The organism is Burkholderia sp. BE12, from assembly GCF_002959955.1.
Lineage (GTDB): Bacteria > Pseudomonadota > Gammaproteobacteria > Burkholderiales > Burkholderiaceae > Burkholderia.
Genome location: NZ_PREY01000021.1, coordinates 94,307 through 116,304 on the forward strand (window position 1 = coordinate 94,307; position 21,998 = coordinate 116,304).

At 68.7% G+C, this 21,998-nt stretch carries 21 protein-coding genes and 1 pseudogene; 8 read left to right on the forward strand and 14 right to left on the reverse strand.

Annotated features, from left to right (window positions below; translation table 11 throughout):
* Positions 1–22: 22 nt before the first annotated feature.
* The 4 genes from C4B30_RS23090 to dapF all read right to left on the reverse strand — a co-directional run bounded on the left by C4B30_RS23090 (position 23) and on the right by dapF (position 3,880).
* The gene (locus C4B30_RS23090; RefSeq protein ID WP_027785730.1) at positions 23–1,237 is read right to left on the reverse strand and encodes a class I SAM-dependent rRNA methyltransferase; all 1,215 of its coding nucleotides are present in this window, start codon (positions 1,235–1,237) and stop codon (positions 23–25) included.
* Positions 1,238–1,313: 76 nt separating this feature from the next.
* A complete protein-coding gene (xerC, locus tag C4B30_RS23095; RefSeq protein WP_027785729.1) occupies positions 1,314–2,234 on the reverse strand; it encodes a tyrosine recombinase XerC in 921 nt (306 codons plus the stop codon).
* A 13-nt stretch (positions 2,235–2,247) separates the two neighbouring features.
* Entirely contained in the window at positions 2,248–2,973 is a 726-nt protein-coding gene (locus C4B30_RS23100; protein ID WP_027785728.1) for a DUF484 family protein, read from the reverse strand.
* Positions 2,974–3,010: 37 nt separating this feature from the next.
* A complete protein-coding gene (gene dapF / locus C4B30_RS23105; RefSeq protein WP_027785727.1) occupies positions 3,011–3,880 on the reverse strand; it encodes a diaminopimelate epimerase in 870 nt (289 codons plus the stop codon).
* A gap of 417 nt (positions 3,881–4,297) precedes the next feature.
* Here dapF and C4B30_RS23110 point away from each other — a divergent pair.
* A pseudogene (locus tag C4B30_RS23110) lies at positions 4,298–4,573 on the forward strand (type II toxin-antitoxin system RelE/ParE family toxin); the annotation flags it as partial.
* 16 nt (positions 4,574–4,589) lie between these two features.
* Positions 4,590–4,898 carry a HigA family addiction module antitoxin gene (locus tag C4B30_RS23115; protein WP_027785726.1) on the forward strand — a complete coding sequence of 103 codons (309 nt, stop codon included), beginning with the start codon at positions 4,590–4,592 and terminating at the stop codon, positions 4,896–4,898.
* Between the two features lie 28 nt (positions 4,899–4,926).
* Here the strand turns inward: C4B30_RS23115 and lpxL are convergent, their stop codons facing one another.
* Positions 4,927–5,811: a lauroyl acyltransferase LpxL gene (gene lpxL, locus C4B30_RS23120; RefSeq protein ID WP_027785725.1), complete on the reverse strand. Its 885-nt coding sequence runs from the start codon at positions 5,809–5,811 to the stop codon at positions 4,927–4,929.
* 265 nt (positions 5,812–6,076) lie between these two features.
* Here lpxL and metK point away from each other — a divergent pair, with 265 nt between their 5' ends.
* Positions 6,077–7,264, forward strand: a complete 1,188-nt coding sequence (gene metK, locus C4B30_RS23125; protein ID WP_006482984.1) for a methionine adenosyltransferase — start codon at positions 6,077–6,079, stop codon at positions 7,262–7,264.
* Between the two features lie 110 nt (positions 7,265–7,374).
* On the opposite strand, the gene C4B30_RS23130 is transcribed toward metK, so the two are convergent.
* Complete coding sequence (locus tag C4B30_RS23130) at positions 7,375–7,716, reverse strand: hypothetical protein (RefSeq protein WP_027785724.1); 342 nt, start codon at positions 7,714–7,716, stop codon at positions 7,375–7,377.
* 352 nt (positions 7,717–8,068) lie between these two features.
* Here C4B30_RS23130 and C4B30_RS23135 point away from each other — a divergent pair, with 352 nt between their 5' ends.
* Positions 8,069–8,842, forward strand: a complete 774-nt coding sequence (locus C4B30_RS23135; protein WP_027785723.1) for a phytanoyl-CoA dioxygenase family protein — start codon at positions 8,069–8,071, stop codon at positions 8,840–8,842.
* Between the two features lie 161 nt (positions 8,843–9,003).
* Here C4B30_RS23135 and C4B30_RS23140 read toward each other — a convergent pair whose 3' ends face one another.
* Complete coding sequence (locus tag C4B30_RS23140; RefSeq protein WP_027785722.1) at positions 9,004–9,210, reverse strand: DUF3185 family protein; 207 nt, start codon at positions 9,208–9,210, stop codon at positions 9,004–9,006.
* Between the two features lie 193 nt (positions 9,211–9,403).
* On the opposite strand from C4B30_RS23140, the gene mgrA reads away from it, so the two are divergent.
* Complete coding sequence (gene mgrA, locus C4B30_RS23145) at positions 9,404–10,447, forward strand: L-glyceraldehyde 3-phosphate reductase (RefSeq protein ID WP_027785721.1); 1,044 nt, start codon at positions 9,404–9,406, stop codon at positions 10,445–10,447.
* Between the two features lie 107 nt (positions 10,448–10,554).
* Here mgrA and C4B30_RS23150 read toward each other — a convergent pair whose 3' ends face one another.
* Positions 10,555–10,740, reverse strand: coding sequence for a hypothetical protein (locus tag C4B30_RS23150; protein ID WP_006482800.1), 186 nt, complete (start codon positions 10,738–10,740; stop codon positions 10,555–10,557).
* Between the two features lie 353 nt (positions 10,741–11,093).
* Positions 11,094–11,984 (reverse strand): DMT family transporter, encoded by an 891-nt coding sequence (locus tag C4B30_RS23155; protein WP_027785720.1) that lies wholly within the window; start codon positions 11,982–11,984, stop codon positions 11,094–11,096.
* 819 nt (positions 11,985–12,803) lie between these two features.
* Here C4B30_RS23155 and C4B30_RS23165 point away from each other — a divergent pair.
* Together C4B30_RS23165 and C4B30_RS23170 are read left to right on the forward strand one after the other, a co-directional pair.
* Entirely contained in the window at positions 12,804–13,016 is a 213-nt protein-coding gene (locus C4B30_RS23165) for a hypothetical protein (protein ID WP_027785719.1), read from the forward strand.
* A gap of 56 nt (positions 13,017–13,072) precedes the next feature.
* A complete protein-coding gene (locus tag C4B30_RS23170; protein WP_027785718.1) occupies positions 13,073–14,095 on the forward strand; it encodes a serine/threonine protein kinase in 1,023 nt (340 codons plus the stop codon).
* A gap of 75 nt (positions 14,096–14,170) precedes the next feature.
* Here C4B30_RS23170 and C4B30_RS23175 read toward each other — a convergent pair whose 3' ends face one another.
* Positions 14,171–15,613 (reverse strand): coniferyl aldehyde dehydrogenase, encoded by a 1,443-nt coding sequence (locus tag C4B30_RS23175; RefSeq protein ID WP_027785717.1) that lies wholly within the window; start codon positions 15,611–15,613, stop codon positions 14,171–14,173.
* 725 nt (positions 15,614–16,338) lie between these two features.
* On the opposite strand from C4B30_RS23175, the gene C4B30_RS23190 reads away from it, so the two are divergent.
* Positions 16,339–17,979 carry a GMC family oxidoreductase gene (locus C4B30_RS23190; protein WP_027785715.1) on the forward strand — a complete coding sequence of 547 codons (1,641 nt, stop codon included), beginning with the start codon at positions 16,339–16,341 and terminating at the stop codon, positions 17,977–17,979.
* Positions 17,980–18,006: 27 nt separating this feature from the next.
* On the opposite strand, the gene C4B30_RS23195 is transcribed toward C4B30_RS23190, so the two are convergent.
* The 4 genes from C4B30_RS23195 to fliH all read right to left on the reverse strand — a co-directional run.
* Positions 18,007–19,377: a flagellar hook-length control protein FliK gene (locus C4B30_RS23195; protein WP_027785714.1), complete on the reverse strand. Its 1,371-nt coding sequence runs from the start codon at positions 19,375–19,377 to the stop codon at positions 18,007–18,009.
* A 31-nt stretch (positions 19,378–19,408) separates the two neighbouring features.
* A complete protein-coding gene (gene fliJ / locus C4B30_RS23200; RefSeq protein WP_011546447.1) occupies positions 19,409–19,867 on the reverse strand; it encodes a flagellar export protein FliJ in 459 nt (152 codons plus the stop codon).
* Positions 19,868–19,872: 5 nt separating this feature from the next.
* Positions 19,873–21,372, reverse strand: a complete 1,500-nt coding sequence (fliI, locus tag C4B30_RS23205) for a flagellar protein export ATPase FliI (protein ID WP_152777888.1) — start codon at positions 21,370–21,372, stop codon at positions 19,873–19,875.
* A gap of 32 nt (positions 21,373–21,404) precedes the next feature.
* Positions 21,405–21,998: flagellar assembly protein FliH (gene fliH, locus C4B30_RS23210; RefSeq protein WP_105133066.1), on the reverse strand; the 594-nt coding region annotated here is incomplete at its 5' end.

Below are 21,998 nucleotides of genomic sequence, written 5' to 3' on the forward strand. Positions count from 1 at the left end.
CGTGCGCGCTAGATCGGGGCGATCAGACGATTTGCAACAGCAGGCCCTTCAGATATTCGCCTTCCGGGAAAGCGGCGAGCAGCGGGTGATCGACGCCCGCGCCGAGCCGCTTCAGGATGCGCGCGTCGACCTTCGCGTCGGCGGCCGCGCCCGCGACGATCTTCTGGAACAGGTCCATGTCGATCGCACCCGAACACGAGTACGTGAACAGCAGGCCGCCCGGGCGCAGCAGCTTGAAGCCGCTCAGGTTGATGTCCTTGTACGCGCGCGCCGCGCGATCGACGCTGTCGCGGGTCGGCGCGAACTTCGGCGGGTCGAGCACGATCAGGTCGAAACGCTCGCCTTCGTCGACGAGGCGGCGCAGCGTCTTGAATGCATCCGCGTCGAGCCAGGTCGCGCGCTCCGCGTCGAAGCCGTTGGCGACGACGTTCTGCTGCGCGAGCGCGAGCGCATCGCCCGACGAGTCGATCGACACGACGCGTTTCGCGCCGCCCTTGAGCGCCGCGAGCGAGAAGCCGCCGGTGTAGCAGAAGCAGTTGAGCACATCGCGGTCGGCCGCGTACTGCGCGACGAGCGCGCGGTTGTCGCGCTGGTCGACGTAGAAGCCCGTCTTGTGGCCGTTCGGCACGTCGACGTGATAGCGCACGCCGTTTTCGCTCGCGATCAGCGTCGCGGGCGGCGCGTCGCCGGCCAGCACGCCGGTCGTCTGTTCGAGCCCTTCCTTGTCGCGGATCGACACGTCCGAGCGCTCGTACACGTTCGGGCAGCCGGTCGCGCCGACGAGCGCCGCGACGATCGCTTCCTTCCACGCTTCGACGCCGGCCGCCATGAACTGGCACACGAGCTGCCCGCGCGGCGGCGCGCCGGCTTCGGCGGTATCGGCGACGTAGTAGTCGACGATCAGCCCCGGCAGCCCGTCGGCTTCGCCGAACACGAGCCGCACCGCGCCCGTGCCCGACACCATCGTCGTACGGTGCGCGACCGCGCGCTGCACGCGGCGCTTGAAGAACGCGTGATCGATCGGCTCGCTCTCGTCGAAGCTCCACACCCGCACGCGGATTTGCGACTGCGGGCTGTACGCGCCGCGCGCGAGAAAGCGGCCGTCGTGCGCGCGCACGAGCACGGTCGCGCCGGGCGCGGGCTTGCCGTCGACGCGGTCGATCGCATTGGCGTAGATCCACGGATGGCGGCGCAGCAGCGATTTTTCCTTGGACGGCTTGAGGGTGACGGTTTGCATGATGGGATCGAAATGGGCTTGGCGCGACGCCGGCCGATGCCGGCCGCCGCGCGCGGCGGGTAACACGGGACGTGCGTCAGTCGCGCTTCTTCGCGCGCGGATGCGCGCTGTCGTAAATCTTCGCGAGATGCTGGAAGTCGAGCGACGTATAGACCTGCGTCGCGGCGACGCTCGCGTGGCCCAGCAGTTCCTGCACCGCGCGCAGGTCGCCGCTCGATTGCAGCACGTGCGTCGCGAACGAGTGGCGCAGCACGTGCGGGTGGACGTTGGCGGGGATGCCGGCGGCGAGCGCCGCGCGCTTCACGCGTTCGCGCACGACGCCCGGCGACATCCGGTTGCCGCGCACCGACACGAACAGCGGATGCGGATCGTGCTTCACGAATTCGCCGCGCACCGCGAGCCACGCGTTCAACGCGTCGATCGCCTTGCGGCCGACCGGCACCTTGCGTTCCTTGTTGCCCTTGCCGCGCACGGTGACTTCGGCTTCGGCGAGATCGAGCCAGCCGGCCGAGCGGTAGCCGTCGGCCTGCGTGTACCTGACGTCGAGCCCCACCAGTTCGGCGAGGCGCAGCCCCGACGAATAGAACAGCTCGAGGATCGCGTGGTCGCGGATGCCTTCGGTCGTTTCGGGCAGCGGTGTATCCATGAGTGCGACCGCATCGTCGACCGACAGCGCTTTGGGCAGCGATTTCTCGCGTTTGGGCGCGCGTACGCCGGCGACGGGATTCGCGGGCATCTCGATGCGTTGTGCGAACCAGCGATAGAACGCGCGCCATGCGGAAAGCCGGTGCGAGATCGAGCGTGCGGACAGCCCGGCCGCGTGTGCGCGCACGACCGCGCCGCGCATGTCGACGGCGGTCAATGCTTCGAGCGGCCGGCCGGCCGCGAGCTTTTTCAGTTCGTCGAGTTCGTGTGCGTACCCGCGCAGCGTGTGCTCCGACAGCTGCCTGACGTGCTTCAGGTTCGACAGGTAGGCGGCGATCGGATCGTCGGTCATCGCGTGCGGCGGATCAGTGCGGCAGCAGGCGCGTGAGCGCGGCGCTCGCGAGCGTCGCGATCTGCGCGAGGAAGTCGGTGGCCATCCCGTCGTGGAAGCGGCGCGCGTCCGGCGAGCCGAGCACCAGCAGGCCGAACGCGGGCGCGTCGGTGCCGGCGAGCGGTGCACGCAGCGCGAGCAGCGCGATCGACGCGGCCGAGCCGTCGCCGGCCGGGGCGGCTTCGGCGCCTTCCGCCGCGCTCGCGGCCGGGGCGGCGAGGGCGGGCGCGAGCCACTGGGCGGCCTCGAAGCCCGTGTTCGCGCCGCAGTACGGCGTCGACAGGCCGTTCGTGAACAGGCGCACTTCCTCGCCGACCTGGCGTGCGAAGTCGGCTTGCGCGTAGGTGTCGGCCACATCCCACACGCGCAGCGCGGTTTGCGGGACGTCGAACACCTCGGCGATGCCGTCGGCGATCGTGCGCGGCAGCGCGTACGGATCGCGTTCCGCGATCACGCGCGCGGTCCAGCGGCTGAATTTCGCGGACAGGCTGTCGTTCTCGTGGCCGTAGCGCACGAGCTCGGCAAGGCGGCGTTCGAGGTGCTTGTTCTTGTCGCGCAGCATCTCCATCTGCCGTTCCTGCAGCGAGATCGCGGCCTTGCCGTGCGGGTTCGCGAGACGGATCGTCGCGAGCAGCTCGGCGTGCTGCGCGAAGAATTCGGGATTGGCGAGCAGGTAGTCGGCGACTTCGCGATCGTTCATGTGGCTGGAGCGTTCAGTTATCAAGGACGTTGCAGGGTCAGGCGTTCAGGTCGATCTCGCCTTCGAACACGGTCGTGGCGGGGCCGGCCATCGTCAGCGCGGCGGCTTCGTCGCGCGCGCCGTCCCAGCCGATCGTCAGCGTGCCGCCTTGCGTGTGCACGGTCACGGGCGAATCGAGCAGGCCGCGCCGGATGCCGGCCGCGACCGCCGCGCACGCACCGGTGCCGCACGCGAGCGTCTCGCCCGCGCCGCGTTCGTACACGCGCAGCTTCACTTCGCGGCGCGACACGATCTGCATGAAGCCGGCGTTCACGCGCTGCGGGAAGCGCGCATGGCGCTCGATCAGCGGGCCTTCTTCCAGCACCGGATACGCTTCGGCGTCGTCGACGACCTGCACCGCGTGCGGGTTGCCCATCGACACCGTCGAGACCCAGCGCGTCGCGCCGCCGACATCGAGCGGCCACAGCGTGTCGTTGCCGTCGGTCCGGCCATCGAGGCCCGATGCATCGAACGGCACCTGCGCCGGCGCGAACACGGGCGCGCCCATGTCGACGACGACTTCGCCGTTGTCCTGCAGCGTCAGCGTGATCAGGCCCTTCATGACCTGCACGCGCACGCTGCGCTTGTCGGTCAGGCCGCGATCACTGACGAATTTCACGAAACAGCGCGCGCCGTTGCCGCAGTGCTCGACCTCGCCACCATCGCAATTGAATATCCGGTACTTGAAATCCGCGCCGTCGACGGTCGGTTTCTCGACCAGCAGCAACTGGTCGGCGCCGATGCCGAAGTGGCGGTTGGCGAGCGCACGCACCTGCGCATCGGTGAGCGGCGGCAGCGCGCGCGAATAGCCGTCGAGCACGACGAAGTCGTTGCCCGCGCCGTGCATCTTGGTGAACGAGAGTTTCACTGGGTCCGGAATTCCATGGCGAACGAGGCGGTCGGCACGACATGAACGGCCGGCGGCCATGCCGGGGCGGCCTCGTTCGTCGTGCTGATCTCAGCCGTAAATGATACATGCAGCCGACAGGGGCGTCCTGCGCGGGCCGGTGTTTCGCGTCGCCAGTGCAGACGGGATGGGCGGTATCTGTCGATCGGTCGACTGGTCGCGTCAGTGGCGAGGGACAAATTGATGCGGTGTGGCGGGCGTTGTCGCAGCGCAGGCGAGGCTTGGCGATGCGTGTCCGATGCACGGTGAGAGCACGGGACGACCCGGATGAGCGTTTTCGTACGGGTCAAATTGACAAGATGATCAAGCGATTCGTATAGTCTGGCTATACGCCAGTGGGCCATGCCGACGACATCGCGACTTGAGTATGGGAGGTCCATGATCAAGTCATGGCAGCACAAGAGGCTGGAAGCGTTTTTCATGAACGGGAGCAAGGCGGGCATCCTGCCGGGCCATGCTCCGAGACTGCGGCGCCAGCGTGCCCGTCTCGATGTGGCGAGCCGGCCGTTCGACATGAACGTGCCGGGCTGGCGCTTCCACGGTCTTGCCGGCGGGCTGGACGGTTACTACGCGGTGAGCGTGAGCGGTAACTGGCGCCTGACGTTCAGGTTCGACGGCTCCGACGTCGTCCTGGTGAATTACCAGGATTACCACCGAGGTGATTCAAGCCATGACACGCATCTTCAATCCGCCCCATCCGGGCGAAGCGCTGCGCGATGACGTGCTGCCGGCGCTCGGCCTGACCGTCACCGAGGCCGCCGCGCAGCTCGGCGTGACGCGCGCGGCGCTGTCGCGGATCCTGCACGGCCATGCCGGCATCTCGCCGGAAATGGCGCTGCGTCTCGAAGCGTGGCTGGGCGAGGACCGCGGCGGCCGTGCGGATCTATGGCTCGCGCAGCAGATGGCATTCGATCTCTGGCAGGCGCGCGCGAAAGGCGCGCCGAAGGTGGCGAGAGCGAGAGCGCAGGCGCGCGCATGACGCGCCGGCGGGGTTTCGTCCGGCAGGGTCAGTACAGGCTCGGCTCGCCGGGCGGGCGCGTCTTGAAGCGCTTGTGCACCCAGTAATACTGCTCGGGCATCAGCGGAATCTGTTCCTCGAGGAATTCGTTCATCCGCCGCGCGTCGAGATCGTCGTCGCCGGTCGGGTAGTGATCCCACGGCTTGAATACCTTCAGACGGTAGCCCTTGTAGTTCGGCAGCACTTCGCCGATGAACGGCACGACCTGCGCGCGGCCCGTCTTCGCGAGCCGGCCGACGGCCGTCAGCGTGCAGGCCGGCACGCCGAAGAACGGGACGAACGTCGAGTTGCGCAGCCCGTAGTCCATGTCGGCGCCGAGCATCACCGGCTTGCGGTCGCGCAGCCAGCGCAGCACGACGCGCGCGCTGTCCGCGCGGCCGACCATCTCGGCGTCGAAGCGCCCGCGCGCCTTCTTCGCCTCTTCCTCGAGCACCGCGTTCGAGAACGGCTGGTACAGCGATCCGCAACGGCGCTGCAGCGACCGGTTGAGCCAGATCGAACCGGCTTCGATGCCGACGAAGTGCAGGCCGAGGAACAGCGTCGGCGGCAGGTCGGGATCGGTGAGATCGACCGCGCTGTCGACCTGGATCAGTTTCGCGAGCTTTTCCTCCGAGCCGAACCACTGCACGCTGCGCTCGACGTAGCTGCGGATCGCATGGCGGAAGTGCTGCCCCGCCACTTCCTCGCGCCGCTCGTCGCTCCAGTCGGGGAAGCAGAGTTTCAGATTCGTATGTACGATGCGCTTTCGCCGGCTGGGGATCTGATACAGCAGCCAGCCGAGGCCATCGCCGAACCGTGCGGTCAGACCGTACGGCAGCAGGGCGAGCAGCTTCAGCAAGCCGATGGCGAGGTGCGTGCCGAGGCGGCCTAGCATGCGGAAGCTCCGTAGGGCCGGCTGGCCGGCACGTTGCGAACAGGGTGGTGAGACAGCGGAAGATGCAGCACGGGCGGCGCTCTGTGACAATTCAGGAAAGCCGCTATAATACGGGCTTCGCCGAGTTAACTGACAACTTGCGGGGCGAAGCCGGCTGGCGCAACACACGCTGCCCGGTCCTGGTAATCCGCTAAAGCGTCGCCGCTTCAGGCCCAACGAAGCTGGCTACGTGAAACCAACCGTAACCACACAGGAGCCTGAAAAAGTGGCAAACGATTATCTCTTCACGTCCGAATCCGTCTCCGAAGGCCATCCGGACAAAGTCGCGGACCAAATCTCGGACGCGATTCTCGACGCCATCCTCGAGCAGGACAAATACTCGCGCGTTGCGGCGGAAACGCTGTGCAACACGGGTCTCGTCGTGCTGGCCGGTGAAATCACCACGACGGCCAACATCGATTACATCCAGATCGCGCGCGATACGATCAAGCGCATCGGCTACGACAACACCGACTACGGCATCGACTACAAGGGTTGCGCGGTGCTCGTCGCGTACGACAAGCAGTCGCCGGACATCGCGCAGGGCGTCGATCGTGCACACGACGACAACCTCGATCAAGGCGCGGGCGACCAGGGCCTGATGTTCGGCTATGCGTGCGACGAAACGCCGGAACTGATGCCGCTGCCGATCTACCTGTCGCACCGCCTCGTCGAGCGCCAGGCCAGCCTGCGCCGCGACGGCCGCCTGCAATGGCTGCGTCCGGACGCGAAGTCGCAGGTGACGGTCCGCTATGTCGACGGCAAGCCCGATTCGATCGACACCGTCGTGCTGTCGACGCAGCACGCACCGGACATCGAACTGCCCGCGCTGCGCGAAGCGGTGATCGAGGAAATCATCAAGCCGACGCTGCCGGCCGACCTGATCAAGGGCGACATCAAGTTCCTCGTGAACCCGACCGGCCGGTTCGTGATCGGCGGCCCGCAGGGCGATTGCGGCCTGACCGGCCGCAAGATCATCGTCGATACCTACGGCGGTGCCGCACCGCACGGCGGCGGCGCGTTCTCGGGCAAGGATCCGTCGAAGGTCGACCGTTCGGCTGCCTATGCCGGCCGCTACGTCGCGAAGAACATCGTCGCCGCCGGCCTCGCGTCGCGCGCGCTGATCCAGGTGTCGTACGCGATCGGCGTCGCCGAGCCGACCTCGGTGATGGTCAACACGTTCGGCACGGGCCGCGTGTCGGATGCGGTGATCACGAAGCTCGTGCGCGAGCATTTCGACCTGCGTCCGAAGGGCATCATCAAGATGCTCGACCTGCTGCGCCCGATCTACGAGAAGACCGCGGCTTACGGCCACTTCGGCCGCGAAGAGCCGGAGTTCTCGTGGGAAGCGACCGACAAGGCGCTCGCGCTGGCCGAAGCGGCCGGCGTGGAGCCGACGGCACGCGTCGCGTAAGCGTCGTTCGCCCGAAATGAAAAACCCCGGCAAGGCCGGGGTTTTTTTATGGGTTTCGATCGCCGAAGCAATGGCGACAATTGAGCGGGCAATGCCCGCCGGGCACTCGGTCAGCGCGCGCTGAACCCGAACCAGCCGGCGCTCGCCGCGAGGCGGCGCGGGCGGTTGATGCGGCGCTGCGGGCCGAGCGTGCGACGCAGTGCGAGCGCGCGCAGCGACGACGGCTTCTGCAGCAGCGAGCGCAGGCCGGCGCGGCGCGCGAACGCCTGCGCGCTCATCATCGAGAAAAATGCGTGGAACCACGCACGGATGCCGTCCAGCCGGCTGTGCGTGTGCGTACGCTCGGCCAGTGCCTGCGTGCGTGCGCGGTGATGGCGCAGCGAGCGGGCGGGAGCGGACGGCACGACGCGCTTCGCAGCGCGGTTGAAACGGGAAGTCAGACGGAATGGCATGTGAACGATGCTTCGCTTGTATGGGTGGCGCCCTGGAGAGCGCACTGGTATGAACGGCCTCGGATGGCGCAACGGATCTTACCGAAACCCGCTGCGCGCCGCGCCCGCCAGAATTGACAGGCCGCGTCAGGCTACAGGGGATTCATGACGGGCAAAAGTCGCGATAAACCCTTGTGCCGCAAGGCGTGTGCCGCATACCGCCTGTCGCTGAGGCAGGTGCCGCGTCGCACAGTTCCCTTGCGCTGGATCAAATCCGCGATTGGCATGCCCCTGCGCACGACAATGGCGCTGTTCGCGGTATCCGGCGCCGATTTACAATCGTCACATTCACACAATAAACGTCTGGCATCCCATGTCGTCTCCATTGCAGTCGGAATCGATCCGCGCGCAAGTCGCGGAATTGCGCGAGCGCGGCTTCGTCGTCGCGCGTGGCCTCGTCGGCGAGGAGCAGTGCGCAACGCTCAGGCAGATCGCGGAGCGCCAGTTGCGGGAGGCCGCCGAGCCGATCGAGTTCGAGGCCGACCTGCGCTACCCGGGCGCGCCCGAGTCGAAGCATGCGCCGGGCGGGCATACGGTGCGGCGGCTGCTCGATGCGTATTCGCGCGATCCGGCGTTTGCCGAGCGCGCGATCGCGCCTGAAATCGGCGCGTGGATGCGCGAGTATTTCGGCGAGAAGCCCGTGCTGTCGCGCGCGCATCACAACTGCATGATGACGAAGCACCCGGCGTACGGCAGCCTGACCGGCTGGCATCGCGATTTCCGCTACTGGGCGTTCGAGCGCCCGGACATGGTGTCGGTATGGCTCGCCCTCGGGCCGGAAACCAACGAGAACGGCGCGCTGTGGCTCGTGCCGGGTTCGCATACGGCCGAATTCGGGCCGGAAGCGTTCGACGATGCGAAGTTCTTCCGCGGCGATCTGCCGGAAAACCGCAGGATGATCGACGCGGCCACGTGCCCGTCGCTGCAGACGGGCGACGTCGTGTTCTTCCATAGCAACACGCTGCATTCGGCGGGGCAGAACCGTTCCGATCAGGTGAAGTTCTCGCTCGTGTACACGTATCACGGCGCAAGCAACCGGCCGGTGCCCGGCACACGCTCGGCGTCGAAGCCGGAAGTGCAGTTCTAGGCGTGGATCGGGGCGGCGGGCGTTGCCGCCGCCGCGATCACACGATCACGCGATGCGGCGCATCGCGGGCGAATGAAGCAACGGGCGGCGCGGCCGCCCGTTTCGTCTGGTGCGGCCCGCGCGCACGAGGCGGCCCGTGCGCGCGTCGCGATGCGCGGCGATCAGCGCTTGCTGCCCGGCATCGCGAGGCCGATCAGGCCGACGAACGACGCGACGGCGCCGCCGACGATCAGCAGGATCGTCTTCGTCGCGGGCGAGCCGGTGAAGAAGCGCGACACGTCGTCGTTGATCGAATGGAACGACTGGCCGCCGAAATACAGCAGCACGATGCCGCCGACGAGCAGTGCAACCGAGATGACCCGGGACATACCAACCTCGCTGAAACGGTGATTCGAGACGCCGCAGTGTAGGCGACGGCCGCGGTCGCGTCCATCGCCGTGCCGCCGTGCGTGATCCGGCCGCTTTCGCTACCATAGTCGTCGTATGACTCCTTCGCCGCCGTCGCGTCATGTGCGCGGCCGGCGCGCGTCCCTTTCCCCGATGTCCTGACGGAACAGACTCATGGCCTACGAAGCAGCTTCCGAACGTTATGCCGGCATGCAATACCGCACCTGCGGCAAATCCGGGCTCAAACTGCCCGCCCTGTCGCTGGGTCTGTGGCACAACTTCGGCGACTCGACGCCGATCTCGACGCAGCGCGAGATCCTGCGCACCGCGTTCGACCTCGGCATCAACCACTTCGACCTCGCGAACAACTACGGGCCGCCGTACGGCAGCGCCGAAATCAATTTCGGCCGGCTGCTGAAGGAGGATTTCCGGCCGTATCGCGACGAGCTGCTGATCTCGACGAAGGCCGGCTGGGACATGTGGCCGGGGCCGTACGGCAGCGGCGGCGGATCGCGCAAGTACGTGCTCGCGAGTCTCGACCAGAGCCTGCAGCGCATGGGGCTCGACTACGTCGACATCTTCTATTCGCACCGTTTCGACGCGCACACGCCGCTCGAGGAAACGGCGGGCGCACTGGCGTCGGCCGTGCAGCAGGGCAAGGCGCTCTACATCGGCATCTCGTCGTATTCGGCCGCGAAGACGCGTGAGATGGCCGAGCTGCTCGCGCAATACAAGGTGCCGCTGCTGATTCACCAGCCTTCGTACAACATGCTGAACCGCTGGATCGAGAGCGACCTGCTCGGCACGCTCGACGACGTCGGCGCGGGCAGCATCGCGTTCACGCCGCTCGCGCAGGGCTTGCTGACGTCGAAGTACCTGAATGGCGTGCCGGCCGACGCGCGCGTGAACAAGCCGGGCGGTGGCTCGCTGAAGCAGGATCATCTGAGCGCGGACAACCTCGAGCATGTGCGCAAGCTCAACGCGATCGCCGAACGGCGCGGGCAGAGCCTGGCGCAGATGGCGCTGGCGTGGGTGCTGCGTAACGGTCGCGTGACGTCCGCGCTGATCGGCGCGAGCCGCGCGGAGCAGGTGCGCGAGAACGTCGGTGCGTTGAAGAACCTCGAATTCTCGGCGGAGGAACTCGCGGAGATCGATCGTTACGCGACGGAAGGCGGCATCAATCTGTGGGAAAAGCCGTCCACCGATCAGGCGATCTGACCGGAAGTCGATACGGCATGCGACACATCGCGTGCCGTATCGCAGCTCGCGGGCAATCAGTCGCTTCGCCGCGGTGCAGCGAAGCGCGTCAAGCACGGGTGAGCGCGCTAGATCAGCGCAGGCAAGCCTTCAACGAGCAACACCGCGACACCGACGCCGAGAATGACGCCGAGCACGCGCAGCAGGTTGTGACGGAATTGGGTCGCGCACGGCACCGCGCCGAGAAATAGCGCTCCGGCCAGCGCCATCGGAATCAACAGGATGAAGTCGCCGATCGTGAAATAGGTGGTCATGCGTGTCTCCAGTGTCGGCCGAGGTGCGCGCTTCAACGCTTGCCTGGGCTTCATCCCTCGCGGGAGGTCGGCCGAAGTCGGCACGCGTGCGCTCACCCCGGTCCCATGCCGGGTGTTTGTAGTGTGGTCCGGCCCGTTGCGTGCAGGCCGGTCCATTCGAGTATAGGCAACCGGTGGCGTTTTTCGCTATCCGAACCATTAAAAATCAGTGGAAAGCCTCGAGAAGCGCGCGGTTTTCGTACAAGCAAGACGAACGCCTTGCATGAATCTTTCCCGTTCCTTTCGATTGCCGCGGAATCGTCGTATATGTCCGATACGGGCCGCCGCATCCGCGGGCGCGGCGGCCCGCGCGCTTACGCACGGTCGGGTTGCGGGCGTGCGGCCGGCGCGCGGAACACGAGCGCGAGCCCGGCGATGATCGCGCCCATGCCGGCGAGCGCGAGCGGCTCGGGCCGGTTGCCGAGCCACACGGCATCCATCAGCGTGGTGACGACGGGCACGAGATAGAACAGGCTCGTCACGTTGACGAGATCGCCGCGCTGCATCAACCGGTAGAACAGCAGTTGCGCGATCACCGAAATCACGATGCCGAGCCACAGCAGCGGCACGACGAACGCCCAGCTCGTGTCGAACGACACTGGCCGGAACGGCACGATCGCGACGCACAGCGCGAGGCCGATCGCATTCTGCAGCGGCAGCACGTCGGCGGGCGCCGCGCGTACGCGCTTTTGCAGCAGCGAGCCGACGGTCAGCGCGACGAGCGCCGTGAGCGCGCACGCGATGCCGGCAGCCGACAGGCCGCCCGTCCCGCCGCTCACGCCACGGCCGACAACGAGCGCGAGGCCGGTGAGCGACAGCGCGAGCCCCGCGATGCGCACCGGCTGCCAGTGACGACGCTCGACGATCGCGAGCGTGAGGATCGGCTGCACGCCGAGGATCGTCGCGAGCACGCCGGGTGCGATGCCGCGCTCGAGCGCGAGCAGGTAGAAGATCGAATAGCCGCCCATCATCAGCAAGCCGGTCAGCGCGGCCATGCGCCGCTCGCCGCGCGGCGGCAGCCAGCGTTTGCGCACGAACGCCAGCGCGAGCAGCACGAGCGATGCGAGCGCGAAACGGGCAGTGAGAAAGGCGAACGCGGATGCGTGACGCAGACCGAGTTCAGCGAAGATCGCGCCGCTGCTCCACAGCAGAACGAAGAGCGACGTCGCGCCATGCGCGGCAAGCGCGCGTTTGAACGAAACCATGTGAATCCACCTGTCGAACGGATCGAAACGTTCCATTCGCGCGCGGCAACGTGCCGTGCGTCATGACGCACGCATCGATAGCCGACGGCGCGAATGGAAGACGAAAACGGAAGCCGGCCAGTCAGCCGGCGCGTGCCGCCGGCGGGGGCGGCGCAGCGCAGACGAGCGGCGGTGCGACAGGAGGAGGAAGGACCGACGGATGCACGCACGCCTGCGGCCGCGAGTCGAACTGCGGCCGGGATCTGGCGAGGGCGGACGTGAGCGGATACATCGTGTCGGAATGCGATTGAACGCGAATGAAAGCCTAAGGTACAGCAAGGCAACCGTCGAGTGCAACTCCTGTCGGCGGCTGCCTGTCGCGAGCGATGGGCTGCGTCGATGCAGGCCGACACCGATGCGTCGGCCGCTGCGCACGCAAGCATTCGACGAACGGTGAAAAGCGATCGGCATGCGATGCGCGCGACGTGATGTGGGCGCCGATCGCGGCGCGTGTGCCGACGATCCCGCACGGAAGAAGCGAAGCGGTACGCGCGTTGCGTCGATCACGTGCGCGCGGCGGCGCCGGGCGGTTTCGGCGGGCAGTCACATTCGACAGGGTATGATGGGGGAAGCCGGGCGGGCAAGTGCGTGCCCGGCGCAGTGGTTGATTGGAGACATTCGACGAATTCGCGGCGCTTCGCCTGCTTCTTCTTCTTTTCGCGCTTCGATAAACCGTGAACAATGGGATCACGCGCAACGCTCCGCCGAGAGCGGCGCGGATCGCGCATTTGCCGGCTCGCCAGCGGGCCGGGTTTCAAGATTCAAGAGTGGGGAACCATCATGCATATCGGGTCGATCGTCTGCACTACCCATATCGCGGTGCCGAAGGGCGCGCGCGGCATCGTCCAGCGCATCCTGGGCGACATGGCCATGGTGACCTGGTACGAGGGCGTGCCGGGTGAGTCGAAAGAACTCAACACCGAGCCGTTCTTTCTGGAGGATCTGATCGACACCGGCGAATCCGTCCTGCCGGCCGGCGCGGCGCTTCACTAAGCACACATCGCATCGGACGCTCGTCTTTCGGTCCGGCTGGCGGCACAATGCGGGGCATGACAGACGCCACTTCCGCTCCCGCTTCTCCCGCCAGCCCGCCGTTCGCCGGCCTCACGCCCGAATGCGTGCTCGACGCGCTCGACAGCGTGCTGATGCCGGTCGGCCTGCGCACCGACGGGCGACTGCTCGCCCTCAACAGCTACGAAAACCGCGTCTACCAGGTCGGTATCGAAGACTGCCCGCCGGTCGTCGCGAAGTTCTATCGGCCCGCGCGCTGGTCGGACGACGCGATTCTCGAAGAACATGCGTTCGTCGCCGAACTCGCCGCGCGCGAGATTCCGGCGGTGCCCGCGCGATCGTTCGACGGCCGCACGCTGCACGCGTTCGACGGTTTCCGCTTCTCGATCTTCGAGCGGCGTGGCGGCCGCGCCCCCGATCTCGACCGCAGCGACACGCTCGAATGGCTCGGCCGCTTCATCGGCCGCATTCATGCGGTCGGCGCGACGCAGCCGTATGTCGCACGTCCCGTGCTCGACATCCATACGTTCGGCTACGAGCCGCGCGACTATCTGCTCGCGCACGATTTCATTCCGGATGACGTAAGACCGGCATACGCGACCGCGGTCGCGCTCGCCCTCGAAGGCGTCGAGGCCGCGTTCGAGCGCGCGGGAGAGATTCGTCTGCTGCGCACGCACGGCGACTGTCATCCGAGCAACGTGCTGTGGACCGATGCCGGCCCGCATTTCGTCGACTTCGACGACAGCCGGATGGCGCCGGCCGTCCAGGATCTGTGGCTCCTGCTGCCGGGCGATCGCGAAGGCGCGTCGCGCGCGCTGGCGGACCTGCTTGCCGGCTACGAGGATTTCTGCGAATTCGAGCCGCGCGAGCTGCATCTGGTCGAGGCGCTGCGCACGCTGCGGCTGATCCATTACGCGGCGTGGCTCGCGCGGCGCTGGGACGACCCCGCGTTTCCGGCCGCCTTCCCGTGGTTCAACACGCATCGTTACTGGGAAGCGCGCGTGCTCGAATTGCGCGAGCAGATCGGCGCGATGCAGGAAGGGCCGCTCTGGCCGGTGTGACGGCCGCGTGCGCGGCATCGACGCCGCGCGGCAGGCGCGCAAGGGCCGCGACGCGACGCGCGCGGCCCGGCCGGCTCAGAACTTCAGCATCAGCTTGATCAGCGCGGCGAAGCGCTTGCCGTACGGCGGCGCGAGCAGGTTGCGTGCGTTCAGCCGTGCCTGCGTGAGCACCGGCTTCATCTTCGAGAACGTCACGAAGCCGTCGTAGCCGTGATACGCGCCCATGCCGCTCGCACCGACGCCGCCGAACGGCAAACTGCCGCACGCGATGTGCATCAGCGTTTCGTTGATCGATACGCCGCCCGAGACCGTTTCGCGCATCACGCGGTCGATCGTGCCGCGATCCTCGTCGAACAGGTACAACGCGAGCGGACGCGGGCGCGCATTGACGTACGCGATCGCCTCGTCGATCCGCTCGTACGGCACGAGCGGCAGCAGCGGCCCGAAGATCTCTTCCTGCATCAGCGGCGACGCGGCCGGCGCGTGCGTGACCGCGCACGGCACGAAGCGGCGCGACGCGGGATCGGACTGCGCGTCGGACAGCGGATGCAGCTGCGCGCCGGCCGCCTGCGCGTCGCTCGCGAGTTGCTGCAGGCGTGCGTAGTGACGCGGCGACACGATCGTCGTGTAGTCGCCGTTGGCCGACAGGTCCGGATACAGCTTCGCGAAGCGGGTCCGCGCGCGCTCGATGAACGCGCCTTCCATTCCGCGCGGCAGCAGCACGTAGTCGGGCGCGATGCAGGTCTGGCCGGCGTTCAGCGTCTTGCCGGCGACGATCGCGTCGACGGCCGCGTCGAAGCGCGCATTCGGGCCGACGATCGCCGGCGACTTGCCGCCGAGTTCGAGCGTGACGGGCGTGAGGTGGTCGGCGGCCGCGCGCATCACGTGGCGGCCGACGTGCGTCGAGCCGGTGAACAGCAGATGATCGAACGGCAGCGCGCTGAACGCGGCGCCGACCTCTGCGTCGCCGTTCACGACCGCGACGTGGTCGCGCGCGAAGGTCTTGCCGATGAGCTGCTCGAACAGCGCCGACGTGCGCGGCGTCAGTTCGGACATCTTGACGATCGCACGGTTGCCGGCGGCGAGCGCGCAGATCAGCGGGCCCGCCGCGAGCAGCACCGGGTAGTTCCACGGCACGACGATGCCGACCACGCCGAGCGGCTGCGGAATCACCTTCGCGCGCGCCGGACGCAGCCACTTGTTCATCGGCTTGCGGATCGGCTTCATCCAGCGCTTGCCGTGCTTCAGCGCATCGTCGATCTCTTCCTTCGCCATCCAGATTTCCGACAGCAGCACTTCCTGTTTCGCGCGATGGCCGAAATCGGCGCTGATCGCGTCGGCGAGCGCATCCGCGTGATCGATCAGCATCGTGCGCAGCGCGCGCAGGTGCTGCGCACGCGTGTCCCATGCGGGGTACGGCGCGCGCAGGTACGCCGCGCGCTGGTCGTGCAGCAGCGACGTCAGCGTGTCGACCGACGGCAGTGCTTGAGGGGCCAGTTCGGGCAGGTCGTTCTTCATGTCGTCTCCTCCAGTTGGGCCTGGCTGATCGGCCGGCCGTCACGCCGCACGCGCACGCTCGGCGAGCGCGGCGACGCGGATCGGGTGATGCGTGTCGCACGGCACGGGGCCGGATGCGACGGGTATTCGAAAACCGGTTGCGGCACGCGGCAGGCGTCGTATCCGCGCGACGGTGCCCGCGTCCGAAAATCGTGCCGCACGGCCTGCGCACACGACTCGATACGGTGACGAGCGGGCACGCGATGCCGCCTTGCGATCGTCTGCCGATACGCCGCGGCAGGGCAGTGCGATGCGTATGCGACGGCGGGTCGCCGCGCATCGTGCGTCGGCGCCGACACACCGTCCAAACGGTCGGCGACGACACGCGTCGTTCGATTTCGACCGACCGCGCGCATGACGCCGTGCATCGTCGCGCGGGCCGCCGTTTGAAATGAAATGCGGGCCGCGCGCGTGGCCTGCGGATCACCCGGTCGGCACGCGGCCTGCAGAATCCGGCGCTGCATCGTCGTTCCTCCCGTTTCGCGACGAATCGGCTTCTCGTGGCCGGTGCATCGCGCGAAGCGCATCGGTACATCTTAAATTTAGTTCACGCGGGCGTTTAGAGGAATCGCTCTTGAATCCGCGCGCCGCGCACGCGACGGCCATTCCTACAATGCCCGAACACAAGAGGAGACGCGGTCGCGCGGCGGTGCCGGGCGCCTTCCATGACACGACGGAGACGTGACATGCAATACGACTACATCATCGTCGGCGGCGGTTCGGGCGGATCGAGCCTCGCCGGCCGTCTCGCCGATGCCTGCCCCGATGCGACGATCGCGCTGATCGAGGCCGGCTCGCATACGGAGCGCAACCTGCTCGTCAACATGCCGGTCGGCATCGCGGCGCTGGTGCCGTTCAAGCTCGGCACCAACTACGGCTACGAGACGGTGCCGCAGCCGGGCCTCGGCGGGCGGCGCGGTTACCAGCCGCGCGGGCGCGGGATGGGCGGTTCGAGCGCGATCAACGCGATGATCTACACGCGCGGCCACCCGGGCGACTACGACGAGTGGGCGCGGCTCGGCGCGACGGGCTGGGGCTGGCAGGACGTGCTGCCGTATTTCCGCCGCGCGGAAGGCAACGCACGCGGCGCCGACGCGTGGCACGGCGCGGACGGCCCGCTGTCGGTGTCGGATCTGCGCTTTCGCAATCCGTTCTCCGAACGATTCATCCAGGCCGCGCACGCGGCCGGCTATCCGCTGAACGACGACTTCAACGGCGCGACGCAGGAAGGCGTCGGCTTCTATCAGGTCACGCATCGCGACGGCTCGCGCTGCAGCGTGGCGCGCGCGTACATCTACGGCCGCGACCGGCCGAACCTGCACGTGATCACCGATGCGACGGTGCTGCGCGTCGGGTTCGACGGCAAGCGCGCGGTCGGCGTCGTCGTATCGCGCAACGGGCGGGTCGAGACTTTCGGCGCGCGTGCGGAAGTGATTCTGTCGGCCGGCGCGTTCAATTCGCCGCAACTGCTGATGTGCTCGGGGATCGGCCCGGCAGAGCAATTGCGCCGGCACGGGATCGCGGTCGTGCAGGATGCGCCGGACGTCGGCACGAACCTGATCGACCACATCGACTTCATCATCAACACGCGCGTGAATTCGTCCGAGCTGGTCGGCGTGTGCCTGCGAGGCATCGCGAAAATGACGCCGGCGCTCGCGCGCTATTTCTCGAGCCGCACGGGGATGATGACGAGCAACGTCGCGGAGGCCGGCGGCTTCATCAAGAGCGATCCGTCGCTCGAGCGGCCCGACCTGCAACTGCATTTCTGCACGGCGCTCGTCGACGATCACAACCGCAAGATGCACTGGGGCTTCGGCTATTCGCTGCACGTGTGCGCATTGCGGCCGTTCAGTCGCGGCACGGTGGCGCTCGCGAGCGGCGATGCGCGCGACGCGCCGCTGATCGATCCGCGCTTCTTCAGCGATTCACGCGACCTCGACCTGCTGGTGCGCGGCACGCAGGCGATGCGGCGCATCCTGTCGCAGGCGCCGCTCGCGTCGCAGGGCGGGCGCGAGCTGTACACGCGGCCGGACCAGAGCGAAGCGGAGCTGCGCGCGACGATCGTCGCGCATGCGGACACGATCTATCACCCGGTCGGCACCTGCCGGATGGGCAGCGATGCGCGCGCGGTCGTCGATCCGCAACTGCGCGTGCGCGGCGTCGACGGGCTGCGCGTGGTGGATGCGTCGGTGATGCCGACGCTGATCGGCGGGAACACGAATGCGCCGTCGGTGATGATCGGCGAACGCGCGGCCGACTTCATCGTCGCGGCGCGCCGGGGCAGCGTGCCGCGCGGCGAGGCGGCTGCCGTGGTGCACGGCCGCTAGGCGGCGCGCGCACGGCGGCGGCCATGCTCAGGCAAACGTATCGACGAGGCCGGCGCGGCTCGCGCGCACGGCGACCGGTGCGGATTGCGCGGCGTCGGCCGGTGCATCGACGGCTGACGGTCCGCCGTTCCCGCGTCGCGACGACTGGCCGCCGGCGAAGGTCTGCTGCGGGTTGGGCTGCTGTTGCGAGGCGAGGCCGCCGTCGCTGACGGTCGCGCTGCCGAGCCCGAGCCCGCCCGCTTCCATCGCCTCGCGCAGCTTCGGCAGCGCGGCTTCGACCGCGTCGCGCACCTGGGCGTGCTGCGACACGAACAGCGCGTGCGCGTGATTGTCCGCGACGCGCAGCACGACCTGCAGCGGCCCGAGATCGGGCGGGTTGAGCGTCAGCTCGGCGCTCTGCTGGTGCGCATTCGACAGGAACACCACTTTCTGGCTCAGTGCATCCGTCCAGTCGGCCGTGCCGACGTGCGGCGCGAGCACGTGCGCGTTGGCGGCGGCGATCGCGCCGGCGGCCGGCGACAGTTGCAGGTTCGCCTGCGCGGCGGCGGCGGCCGTTGCGCCGGCCGCGAGCGTCGCGCTGGCGGCCGGGTCCGTCGCGTTGCTGGCCGCCGTGAGCGCGTGCTGGGTGCCGGACTGCGCGTTCGCGTCGGCCTGCAGCGCTTGCGGGGTGACCTGAGCCGGCGTCTGCTGGGTGGCGAGCGCGCCTTTCGCGTCGGCGAGCGTGCGGTCGAACGTCGGCACTTTCGGCGTCAGCGGCGCGGCGGCATTCGAGGCGGTCGCCGTCGCCGTCGTGGCTGCGGCCGCGGGTGTGGCCGCGGCCGTGCCGCTCGCCGGCATCGCGATCGCGCCCGCGCCGCCCGTCAGCTTGGCGAGCGCGGCTTGCAGCGCGTCGCGGCTCGATGCCGGGTCGCTCGGTTGGGCGGCCGCGTCCTGGGTTGCATGGGTGGCGAGCATGGCCGTGGCGTCCGGCTGGCCGGATACGGCCGTCTTTTGCGTCGTGGCGGCAGCGGCAGCGGCGGTCGCTGCGTCAGCGGGCGGCGTTTGGTCCACGCGCGCCTGCAGTTGCGCCTGCACGGCGGCGGCGGCCGCGAGCGCGGCGGCATCGGGGTTGGCGGTGGCGGTCGCGGCCGTATCGTCGGTCGCGTCGTCGTCGTTCGTGCCGGACGCCTTTGCACCGGCTGCCGGCTTCGACGAAACCTGTTTGGCCGGCACGTCCGGTGTACCGGCGTTGGCCGTATCGCCGCGCGTGGCGACGCTTTGCTTCAGCGTCTGCGCGAACGGCACGGCGCTCGCGGCGGCCGACGCATCGTTGGCGGCGGACGCACCCGAGCCGCGGGCGGCCTTGAGTGCGGCGCCGGCGGTGTCGAGCAGCGCACCGAGCAGGGGGAGGGGAGGCATGACGGTTCTCTCGTTCGAATGCGGTGGTCGGTTACGACGAGCGGGCCGCGTCGGCCCGCATGCGCAGGATCTTCGCGGCGTGTTCGTCGGCGTCGCGCTGTTCGCGCCGGGCGTCGCGCTGCGCTTCCTGCGCGACGCCGCGCGCCTGCAGGATTTCATACGAGCCGACGGTACGTTTCTTCTGCTGCCAGTTCGGGCGCGCCTCGTCGATGCGGACTTCGGCCGCGGCGAGCACGGTGCGCTGCTGCGCGATCGCCGCATCGAGCGTGTCGATGAACGCCTGGAAATTGCGCCAGTTGCCGGCCGGCATCCCGCTCTGCGCGGATTGCGCGAAGCGCGCGTGATATTCGTCGCGATAGCGCAGCAGGGCGTCGAGCTGTTCGGCCGCCGCGGTGCGGTCGCGCTGCGCGGTGCCGAGCTGCTTCGCGGCCGAATCGAGGTCTTCCTGCGCGCGGTCGAGCAGCAACTGAAGGGGAAAGCCGTGGGCCATCGGGATCAGCCTCCGTAAGCGTCGAACAGCGCATCGAGCGCGGTGAGGCTCGATGCGAACGGCGCGCATTCGCGAAAGCCCTGCTGCAGGAACGCCTCGATGCGCGGGTAGAGCGCGATCGCGCGGTCGAGCTGGGCGTCGCGGCCGGGTGCGTAGGCGCCCACCGCGATCAGGTCGCGATTGCGCTGGTAGCGCGACAGCATCTGCTTGAACTGCCGCACGTGATCGAGATGCGTTTCGTCGATCAGCGCGGTCATCGCGCGGCTGATCGACGCCTCGATGTCGATCGCGGGATAGTGGCCGGCCTCGGCGAGCGCACGCGACAGCACGATGTGGCCGTCGAGGATCGCGCGCGCCGAATCGGCGATCGGGTCCTGCTGATCGTCGCCTTCGGTCAGCACCGTGTAGAACGCGGTGATCGAGCCGCCGCCTTCGGGCCCGTTGCCGGTGCGCTCGACGAGCGCGGGCAGCTTCGCGAACACCGACGGCGGATAGCCTTTCGTCGCGGGCGGCTCGCCGATCGCCAGCGCGATCTCGCGCTGCGCCATCGCGTAGCGCGTCAGCGAATCCATCAGCAGCAGCACGTGCTTGCCCTGGTCGCGGAAATACTCGGCGAGCGACGTCGCGTACGCGGCGCCCTGCATCCGCAACAGCGGCGACACGTCGGCCGGCGCCGCGACGACGACCGAGCGCGCGAGCCCGTCCTCGCCGAGGATCTGTTCGATGAATTCCTTCACTTCGCGGCCGCGTTCGCCGATCAGGCCGATCACGATCACTTCCGCGCTCGTGTAGCGCGCCATCGTGCCGAGCAGCACCGACTTGCCGACGCCGGAGCCGGCGAACAGGCCCATCCGCTGGCCGCGGCCGACGGTGAGCAGCGCGTTGATCGCGCGCACGCCGACGTCGAGCACGTGGTGGATCGGCTCGCGATCGAGCGGGTTGATCGACGGCGCCGACAGCGGCGCGTCGACTTTCGACGCGAGCGGGCCGAGGCCGTCGAGCGGGCGGCCCGACGCGTCGACGACGCGCCCGAGCATTTCCCAGCCGACCGGCAGCCGCTTCGCGCCCGCGAGCGGATCGGTGACGGGCGCGCTTTCGCGCGGCCACACGCGTGCGCCGGGCAGGACGCCGGCGACGTCGGTGGTCGGCATCAGGAACAGGCGGTCGCCGCCGAAACCGACGACTTCGGCTACCGCGTGCGGCAGCGTGCTGCCGGGCGGCAGTTCGATCGTGCATTCGGCGCCGACCGACAGGCGCAGCCCGATCGCTTCGAGCACGAGGCCGGCCGCGCGCGTGAGGCGTCCGCACGGCCGCAGCGGCAGCGCGTGGTGGCTGCGTGCGGCGAGCCCGTTCAGGTGCGTGCGCCAGTGCGCGAGATGCGGATTGTGCGGCGCGCGCGGGGCGGCGGCCGAGGCCGCTGCATGCGGCGCGGTGTCGTGGGCGGGATCGTGCGCGGCCGCCGGCCCGAACGACGCGAGCGCGAGTTCGCGTTCGAGCGGCGTCATGCCGTCGTGCGCGAGCGCGTCGGGCAAGCGCGTCACCACGTGCTCACCTTGCCGATCGCGGCGGCCACGCGCTGCCAGCGCGTGGGCAGCGTCGCGTCGACCTCGCCGGTCGCGGCATGCGCGCGGCAGCCGCCGCGCTCGATCGACGCGTCGGTGCGCACGTTCCAGCCGAGCGTGTCGAGGTCATCCTGCAGATACGCTTCGACGACGGGCAGGTCGGCCGGATTCACCGCGAGATGCGGCGCGCCGGACAGCGCGGGTTCGGCCGCGAGCACGTCGCGCACGGCGGCGACCAGCGCGGCCGGGTCGTGCTTCACGTGCTGGCGCACGACCTGCTGCGCGATGTCGAGCGCGAGTTGCGCGAGGTCGGACGCGAGATCGTGTTCGACCGCCGATACGGCTTCGCGGAACGACGCGGCGAGCGCCGCGAGCTGCGCGGCCTGTTCGCGGGCGTCGGCCTGGCCGGCCTCGAAACCCTGCTCGCGGCCCTGCTCGAAACCGGCCTGGTAGCCGAGCGCCTGGCCTTCGACGTGGCCGGCCGCATGGCCTTCGGCGTGCGCGGCGTCGCGCACGCGCTGCAGTTCCTCGGCGAGCGCGGCGGCAGCGGCCGCCGCGTCGTCGGGCGG

Coding starts and splice junctions, on each gene's coding strand:
- C4B30_RS23090 (WP_027785730.1), bottom strand. CDS start 1,237: ATGCAAACCGTCACCCTCAAGCCGTCCAAGGAAAAATCGCTGCTGCGC.
- xerC (WP_027785729.1), bottom strand. CDS start 2,234: ATGACCGACGATCCGATCGCCGCCTACCTGTCGAACCTGAAGCACGTC.
- C4B30_RS23100 (WP_027785728.1), bottom strand. CDS start 2,973: ATGAACGATCGCGAAGTCGCCGACTACCTGCTCGCCAATCCCGAATTC.
- C4B30_RS23115 (WP_027785726.1), top strand. CDS start 4,590: ATGACACGCATCTTCAATCCGCCCCATCCGGGCGAAGCGCTGCGCGAT.
- lpxL (WP_027785725.1), bottom strand. CDS start 5,811: ATGCTAGGCCGCCTCGGCACGCACCTCGCCATCGGCTTGCTGAAGCTG.
- C4B30_RS23130 (WP_027785724.1), bottom strand. CDS start 7,716: ATGCCATTCCGTCTGACTTCCCGTTTCAACCGCGCTGCGAAGCGCGTC.
- C4B30_RS23135 (WP_027785723.1), top strand. CDS start 8,069: ATGTCGTCTCCATTGCAGTCGGAATCGATCCGCGCGCAAGTCGCGGAA.
- C4B30_RS23140 (WP_027785722.1), bottom strand. CDS start 9,210: ATGTCCCGGGTCATCTCGGTTGCACTGCTCGTCGGCGGCATCGTGCTG.
- mgrA (WP_027785721.1), top strand. CDS start 9,404: ATGGCCTACGAAGCAGCTTCCGAACGTTATGCCGGCATGCAATACCGC.
- C4B30_RS23150 (WP_006482800.1), bottom strand. CDS start 10,740: ATGACCACCTATTTCACGATCGGCGACTTCATCCTGTTGATTCCGATG.
- C4B30_RS23155 (WP_027785720.1), bottom strand. CDS start 11,984: ATGGTTTCGTTCAAACGCGCGCTTGCCGCGCATGGCGCGACGTCGCTC.
- C4B30_RS23165 (WP_027785719.1), top strand. CDS start 12,804: ATGCATATCGGGTCGATCGTCTGCACTACCCATATCGCGGTGCCGAAG.
- C4B30_RS23170 (WP_027785718.1), top strand. CDS start 13,073: ATGACAGACGCCACTTCCGCTCCCGCTTCTCCCGCCAGCCCGCCGTTC.
- C4B30_RS23175 (WP_027785717.1), bottom strand. CDS start 15,613: ATGAAGAACGACCTGCCCGAACTGGCCCCTCAAGCACTGCCGTCGGTC.
- C4B30_RS23190 (WP_027785715.1), top strand. CDS start 16,339: ATGCAATACGACTACATCATCGTCGGCGGCGGTTCGGGCGGATCGAGC.
- C4B30_RS23195 (WP_027785714.1), bottom strand. CDS start 19,377: ATGCCTCCCCTCCCCCTGCTCGGTGCGCTGCTCGACACCGCCGGCGCC.
- fliJ (WP_011546447.1), bottom strand. CDS start 19,867: ATGGCCCACGGCTTTCCCCTTCAGTTGCTGCTCGACCGCGCGCAGGAA.
- fliI (WP_152777888.1), bottom strand. CDS start 21,372: ATGACGCCGCTCGAACGCGAACTCGCGCTCGCGTCGTTCGGGCCGGCG.